General features: G+C 63.7%; 6 protein-coding genes. 5 read left to right on the forward strand and 1 reads right to left on the reverse strand.

What is annotated here, in order from left to right; genetic code table 11:
* Positions 1-143: 143 nt before the first annotated feature.
* The 4 genes from RMO89_RS00015 (at position 144) to RMO89_RS00030 (ending at position 5,402) form a co-directional block, all read left to right on the forward strand.
* Entirely contained in the window at positions 144-3,335 is a 3,192-nt protein-coding gene (locus tag RMO89_RS00015) for a CHAT domain-containing protein (protein ID WP_310530451.1), read from the forward strand.
* A gap of 131 nt (positions 3,336-3,466) precedes the next feature.
* Complete coding sequence (locus tag RMO89_RS00020) at positions 3,467-3,907, forward strand: PAAR domain-containing protein (protein ID WP_310530452.1); 441 nt, start codon at positions 3,467-3,469, stop codon at positions 3,905-3,907.
* A gap of 2 nt (positions 3,908-3,909) precedes the next feature.
* The gene (locus RMO89_RS00025; RefSeq protein WP_310530453.1) at positions 3,910-4,425 is read left to right on the forward strand and encodes a DUF4123 domain-containing protein; all 516 of its coding nucleotides are present in this window, start codon (positions 3,910-3,912) and stop codon (positions 4,423-4,425) included.
* Positions 4,422-5,402: a type II CAAX endopeptidase family protein gene (locus RMO89_RS00030; protein WP_310530454.1), complete on the forward strand. Its 981-nt coding sequence runs from the start codon at positions 4,422-4,424 to the stop codon at positions 5,400-5,402. Before RMO89_RS00025 ends, RMO89_RS00030 begins: the two co-directional genes overlap by 4 nt.
* Positions 5,403-5,407: 5 nt before the next feature.
* Here RMO89_RS00030 and RMO89_RS00035 read toward each other — a convergent pair whose 3' ends face one another.
* Positions 5,408-6,760 carry a M23 family metallopeptidase gene (locus RMO89_RS00035; protein ID WP_310530455.1) on the reverse strand — a complete coding sequence of 451 codons (1,353 nt, stop codon included), beginning with the start codon at positions 6,758-6,760 and terminating at the stop codon, positions 5,408-5,410.
* A 170-nt stretch (positions 6,761-6,930) separates the two neighbouring features.
* Between RMO89_RS00035 and tssK the strand changes: the two genes are divergently transcribed.
* Positions 6,931-7,031: type VI secretion system baseplate subunit TssK (gene tssK, locus RMO89_RS20450; RefSeq protein ID WP_409035490.1), on the forward strand; the 101-nt coding region annotated here is incomplete at its 3' end.

Genomic DNA, 7,031 nt, shown 5'->3' on the forward strand with positions numbered 1-7,031 from the left:
GACGAAGACCTGCGCATCATCCTCGACCCGCTGGTCGGCACGAACAACGAGGCGCTGCTGGGCGATCTCGCGGTTCCGACCCTCAACTACGAAGCACCGACCTGCGAACTCAAGGCCGACAAGACCTGCAAGGAAACCAAATGATGACCGCCGCAAGCAACCGCAAGCTCATCCTGGCCAGCCTCCTGATCACGTCGGCCCTGCCGGCGGCACCAGCCATGGCTGCGCCGCTGCCCGATACGATGCAGCTGGGTGAAAACCGCATCGGCCAGCCCTGCACCGCCTCGCGTGACTGGTCGCGCAGTAGCGGCGCGATCAAGACGTCGAAGGACCAGTCCTTTGTCGTGACCTGCCGCGGCGCTTCGGCGGCCAAGATCGTTGCCGTGGTGCAACCCGCAGCGACCGCGGCCAAGGCCGGCACGCGCGAATGTGGCGCGTCATCGAATCTCTCGCTCGAAGGCCTTGGCCCGGTCGTGGCGCGCATGTGCCAGGACGCCGCACTTGGCGTGCAGGTTCTGGAAATCCAGGCCGAGCAGGACGGCAAGACCTTCGTCGGTGCCTCGTCGGTCGAAGCCGTCGCGCCGATGTTGCGGATGCTCAAGGCTTCGGCCAACGGCGTCGACGCCGACCTGTTCAAATGGTCGCCAACCGTCGATATCTCGATCCTCGCCCCGGCCCCGGCCGGCACGGGAACGGGTGCCCAGCTTGCTGATTTCAACCTTGAGAGTGCGCTGCAGCAGGGCGTTCTCGCCATTCGCAGCGGCGAACTGGTCACGGCATCACGCGGACTGAACGACGCGCTGAGCCGCGTCAGCGGTTCGACCCCGCCCGCTGTCGTCGCGGAACTTCAGCTTACCGCTGCTCTCGCCGACTCCGGGCTTGGTCAGTTCGGTCCGGCCCGCAAAGGATTTGCGGCGGCAGAGGCCACCCTGCGCAACAACACCAATTCGGAGCGCGGTGCCTATCTGGAACGTGCCCTGCGGACCTACCGTTCGTTCGACGCAATCAACCAGCGCGAATGGGAACGCGCCCTGACCGAGCTTAATGCGATCAGCCAGGAATCCCGGCCGCTGAGCAATCCGCTTGTGCTGAGCAACATCAACCGGGACAGCGAGAAATCGAAGGCCAGCGGCATCTCCCTCAAGGACAAGAACCAGTACAACTGGCTCGTTCTTGACGTTCAGCAGAATTACGCGCGAAGCGTTGCCCTGCTCGGGCTTAACCGCATCGATGAAAGCCGCGCCGCGATCTATTCGGCAAACGGCGCAATCTCCAGCTTCCGCGTACTTGATCAGGTCGCCCTGCCAGCCGGCATCAACTGGCTGCGCGCGCGCGTACAGATGCAGGTTGCCCGTATCGAGGCCCGCGCCAAAAACAGCGGCGCCGCGCTGGCAGCCTACGACTGCGCACTGGCAACCATGCAGGGCCGCGCGGCGCCTGCATCCTGTCCGATCGGTCTGTCCGACAAGGCCAGCGAAGGCAGCTTTGCCGGTGACAGTTCAGCCATTGCCGCGTTGCAGCTTGAACGCGCAACCTTTGCCAGCCAGGCCGGCCTTCCGGCGGGCGACGTGGCTGCGCAATACCGCGAGGCAGTGGATACGGTTGTATCCTCGGGTCGTTCGTCCAGCGTGCAGGCGCCGGCACTGATCGGCTATTTCGAATTCCTGCTTGGCGAAGTGAAGAAGGGCACCAACCCCGCGCTTCAGGACGAATACTTCCGCCTGATGCAGGTGGTCAGCGATCCCGCCATCGCGGGCGACATGGTCAAGCTGGAATCGGTCATTGCCGCCGACGGCACCATTTCCAGTGACCTTCGCACCCGCGTCGAGCTGGAACGCCAGATTACCAGCCTTCGCTACCAGATTGCTGCCCTTGGTCCCGATGCTGCCGCCGAAAAGGCCCGGCTTGAACGTCTGCGCGCCAATGCCGAAGCGGAAAAGGGCACCATTGACGTGCGCCTGGCCAGCGATCCGCGCTTCAGCCGGCAGGACGATACGCCGATCTCGATCAAGGAACTGCGCGAGAATTTGCGTGAAGGCGAAGTCTATCTCAAACTCGCGCGGATCCGCACGCGGCTTTACGGCATGGTCATCACCCGCGATGAAGCCTGGACCTATGGCATCGAAGCCCCGGCAGATTCGGTCGAAAACCTTGCCCGCCGCGTGATCAGCACGTCGCGAAGCCAGGTTTCGCTCAGCGGCAAGACGACCATTTCGCCTTTCGACGTCCAGACCGCATACGGCCTGTTCAACGCCATCTCCGGCCCTGCCGCCGGCGCCGTGGCCTCGGCGAAATATGTGATTTTCGATCCCGCTGGCCAGCTCCGCAACCTGCCGGCCGGCGTGCTCGTGACCGATGCGGACAGCGTCAAGGCCTACAAGGCTTCGGGCAAATCCGGCTCGTTCAATTATTCGAAGGTCGGCTTCCTTGCCGCGCAGGCAGAGATCGCCACTTCCATTTCGCCGCGCTCGTTCACCGTCGTGCGTTCCAAGGTGGCGGCATCGACCGCCCCCCGGCCGCTGCTCGGTCTTGGTGAAAATGGGCAGGCAGCCTTGCCCGGACCGGCACAGGCCTTGCGTCCAGTGTTCAACGGCGTCGGCTGCTCGGTCAAATACGGTTCATGGGTCGATATTTCGAACGCCAACCCTCCGATCAGCGCCAGCCAACTCCAGATCGTCTCGCGGTCTCTTGGCGTGCCTGGCGCGCCTTCGATGATCGGTGCGGCCTTTACCGATGCAGGCGTCGAAGCGGCAAGCGAGGCGGGCGAGCTGAGCCAGTATCAGGTTCTGCACTTCGCGACCCACGGCTCGCCGCAGACCTCAACCGAAATCGACGGCTGCATGGTGGACGTGCCGCCGTCCCTGATTGCCGGCATTGCACCGGCACCGGAAGACGGCCCGATCGTGTCGAACGGCCTGCTCAGCTATGACAAGATTGCCCGGCTCAAGCTCAATGCCAACCTTGTTGTCCTTGCTGCGTGCGAAACCAGCTCGGGTGCAGAAGCCACTGCAGGGCGTATTGCCGGACAGGAAGACACCTCGCAGGCGGCGCTGGACGGGCTCGTCCGCGCCTTCATCTCGGCCAATGCCCGCGCGGTGATCGCAACCTACTGGCGCATCCCGGCCAACCAATCAGGCGATGACCTGATGGGCTCGCTTTACAGCGCCGGTCGCACCGGCACTATCGGCGAAGCGCTGAAGTCCGCGCAAGGCAGCCTGATGCACAACCCTAAGTCGTCGCATCCCTACTATTGGGGCGCGTTCTTCGTGGTCGGCGATACGGCCAAGCACATGCTGACCGGAACCGGCGGTGGCACCGCAAGCGGCAAGCGCTGACAAGGGTGAGCGGTGGATCGGCGCGTCATGAACCGCCAATCCACCGCGCCTTGCCGCGCCAGTCCTGCGCTGCGTCAATCACGTGAACTTACTTTACAAACCTGCCGGCTGATGGGCACACTGGTTTCCTGATGCCCCCAGCCGCGCGCCTTGCCGACATGCACACCTGCCCGATGGTCACGGGCACGGTGCCGCACGTCGGCGGCCCGATCCTTCCGACTTGCGCGATAACCGTCATTACCTGCTCGATGGCCCAAGCCCGGGTGGGCGACATGCTGACCTGCGTCGGTCCGCCCGACACCATCGTCAAGGGATCGGCGTCGGTCATGGTCAACAACATGCCGGCCGCGCGCATCGGCGACATGACGGCGCACGGCGGTGTGATCGTCATGGGCGCACCTACGGTGATCATCGGCGATGCCGGCGGTGGCGGCGGTGGTGGAGCGGCGCCCGTATTGACCTCGGCGGGAAGCTACCTGGCACCGGCGGCGCAAGCGAAGGCGCTGATCAATGCGGCGAAAGAGGGCTTGCCCTTCCCAAAAAGGTGTACAGCTGCGGCAGCCGATGGCTGATTATGACCACTATGCCCGATAACCAGACTGGCATGAAATGGTTCGCCGTTATCGACGGGGCGCAGGACCCCCGGCTGTTGAGCCTGGTGCAGAAATGCACGCGTCACGTGTGCCTTATCTCGGGCGAGCTTCATCCCGATCTGGCCCCGGCCCTGCCCTGGCTGGTCGAACTGCGCCCCGATGAAAACTTGATGCCGGTGTGGAAGCGCGACGGCGCCGGGCGCAACTGGGGCATTGCCCTGCTGTCGCCGCTCGACCTGCAGCATGTGAAATTCCACCTGAAGAAATTCCTCAATGCCAAGCTTCCCGATGGCACCTTGGCGATGTTCCGGTTTTACGATCCGCGCGTCATGCGGACCTATTTCAGCGCCGCCACGCCTGAGGAGATCGCGCCGTGGTTTCGCGGGGTTGAGCGGTTCTCGGTCGAATCCGCGCAACCGGGCCACTATCACGACTTTCACTTGCGCGGCGGCCAGATCCACGACGGCGAGCGCGTGCTGGCCGGAGCCATGGCATGAACGAGGAGGATGCCTTTGGCGCCTTGCTCGGCAAGACCCGCCCGCCAAAAGCCGGCGCGCTTGTGGCGTCACCACCGGGGCCAGCGACGGCACCCGGACCAGCGCCCGTGCCGCAGCCCGCTGCCACGCTGCCGGCAAAACCGGCTTTCGGTTTCTGGTTGCTGATCGGCGTCGGCCTGGCGCTCAACGCGGCATGGATATACCTCGCCACGCTTCTGCTCGATCAGGCGCTGACGGCCGGCTGGCTCGATCCGGAAATGAGCCCCGGCAAGATCGACCTGATCGCCAACCTGCTGGTATTCTCCGGCGTGCTGCTGATTTCGTGGGTGCTGATGCGGTTCAGCCCGGTGGAGGCCCCAAAGCGCCTGCTGCGCAGCGCTCCGGCCTTTGCCATCGGCGTCGCGCTTGGGACCTTCGGCATGCTGATTGCGCTGCTGCAATCGTGGGTCGGCAACCACGCTGTCGCCAATCCCGAACCGGCGGGGATTGCCGGCCTGGAATTGATTACCGCCAGTCTGGTGACCCTGTTTGCCGCCGCCGTGGAGGAGTTTTGCCTGCGCGGCTGGCTGCAGCAAAGGCTGGTGCCACGCGTTGGCGGAACGGCGGCAGTCACCCTGGCGGCGATCGCTTTTTCCGCGCTCCATTTGTCAGGCGGGGCGCGGAGCGTGCTGTCGCTCGCCAACATTTTCCTCGCCGGCCTGCTGTTTGGCCTGCTGATGTTGCGGACAGGTAACCTGTGGTGTTCGATCGGTGCGCACTTTGCGTGGAACTGGTCGGAAGCGGAGCTGTTCGGGCTCGACCCTAATCCGGGATCGCCGCCGCATGGTTCGATCTTCGATTTCGAACTGGTGGGCGCGGCGATCTGGGGCGGCTCGGGTGAAGGCATGAACGTGGCCGTGCCGGTGACCATTGCGCTGACCGCGCTGATCCTGCCGCTGCTCGCGGCGGGCGACCGGACGAGCGCCGGCAAAACCTGAACCGGTCAGCTCGCGTGCTTGGCGCGGGCCACGTCGATCCGATCGCGTTCCTTGATGAAGGCGGTCAGTTCAGCCCCGGCCAGCCGCTTGCCTTCTTCGGTCGGGATGGTTTCCGGATCCACCTTTTCCCCGTTGATCACGATCTCGTAATGGAGATGCGGACCGGTCACGCAATTGCCAGTCATGCCGACGCCGCCCAGCAGGTGACCTTGTTCGACCCGCATGCCTGCCTGGATATCAGGTGCATATTTGACGAGGTGGAAATAATGGGTTTCCCAGCCGTTATCATGCTTGATCATGACCATGTTGCCGGCGCAGCCAGATGGCCGGGCGGCAGTGATCGTGCCTGCCGACGCCGCATAGATTGGCGTGCCCGTCGGCGCGGCAAGGTCAATTCCGCCGTGCAGGCGTGTGTAATGCAGCACCGGGTGGAAACGCATGCCAAAGTGCGATGAAATGCGCGCGCCTTCGACCGGTGTTCGCATGAAAGAGCGGCGGACGCTGCGGCCGTTGCCATCGAACCAGCCTTCTTCATCGCCTTGCGGTTTATAGCGGTAGAGCGCGCGCGACTTGGCCGGGGTCTCCATCGACGCGTAAAGCAGCTTGGGCGGGCCGACAGGCTGCCCGGCAGTATTGACTTGCTGTTCGAACACCGCTTCGAACACATCGCCGGTATTGATTTCGGTCTGAAAGTTGAAGTCGTAGACAAAGGCCTGCGCAAAAGTCGGCACAAGGCTATCCGTAATTCCCGCTGCAACGGCCGATGAATAGAAATCGACGTCGTTTTTCTGGCCGCGGCGCATGATCGTCTGGGTTGAAAGCGATGCCGCGACCTTGCTGGCGGCGAAACTGCCATCGGCCTGCCGGGTGACGACGGCCCCAGAACTGTCGAGGAAGGACAGCTCCAGCCGCTGCAAAGTCAGCTCCGCGCCATCACCGCCAATATTGATGACCACCCGTAGCGGCTGCATCGTCTGGCCCAAGGCGGTCAGCGTGGAGTTGGACGAAGCCTTGGCATCGGCGGCGCTCACCCCGTTGGCGACAAGCGCGGCTTCCAGCTCGAACGGGCTGTTGAGGTTGAGGATGCGCTTGGACGTTGCTGCCACTGCTTGCACCGGTGCCGGCGCGCTTGCAGCGGCTTGCGGAGTGGCGGCGGGTACCGGATCGCGCAGGGTCCAGGCCAGGAACACTCCGCCGATAATCAGCGCCAGTGATCCGCTGCCGGCCATGGCCATGCGCCGCAAATTTGACAGCGCCGCCGGGACGGCAACCTCTGCCGGCTGGACCGTTGACGCCGGTTCGGGCCGCGCTGGCGACCATGCGCGGGGATCGAACGAGAAGGTATCATCCCTGTCCATGCTGGTATCGTGCCCCGGCTTTCCAGTATTGGCATCAAAAGCAACAGATGATCGCTCGAATGCGCTAGACATTTCGACCGTTTCGTCGTGTGCTGTAAGTCGAATCCGATGCTGATAGCAACTGGGGGGATTGAATGTTTGCCGGCGGAAGAGTGGCGTGGCGCGAAGGCATGTTCTTGCGGCCACAACATTTTCAGCAGCAGGACCGGTTCAACGACTGGAATCTTAATCTGCGCATTGAAGGCAGCCATCCCTATCCTTGGGGAATTAC

The organism is Novosphingobium sp. (assembly GCF_031424035.1).
In the GTDB taxonomy this organism is placed as follows: domain Bacteria; phylum Pseudomonadota; class Alphaproteobacteria; order Sphingomonadales; family Sphingomonadaceae; genus Novosphingobium.

Bases quoted from the DNA above. Each gene is read 5' to 3' on its own strand.
- RMO89_RS00015 (WP_310530451.1), top strand. From the start codon at position 144: ATGACCGCCGCAAGCAACCGCAAGCTCATCCTGGCCAGCCTCCTGATC.
- RMO89_RS00020 (WP_310530452.1), top strand. From the start codon at position 3,467: ATGCCCCCAGCCGCGCGCCTTGCCGACATGCACACCTGCCCGATGGTC.
- RMO89_RS00025 (WP_310530453.1), top strand. From the start codon at position 3,910: ATGACCACTATGCCCGATAACCAGACTGGCATGAAATGGTTCGCCGTT.
- RMO89_RS00030 (WP_310530454.1), top strand. From the start codon at position 4,422: ATGAACGAGGAGGATGCCTTTGGCGCCTTGCTCGGCAAGACCCGCCCG.
- RMO89_RS00035 (WP_310530455.1), bottom strand. From the start codon at position 6,760: ATGGACAGGGATGATACCTTCTCGTTCGATCCCCGCGCATGGTCGCCA.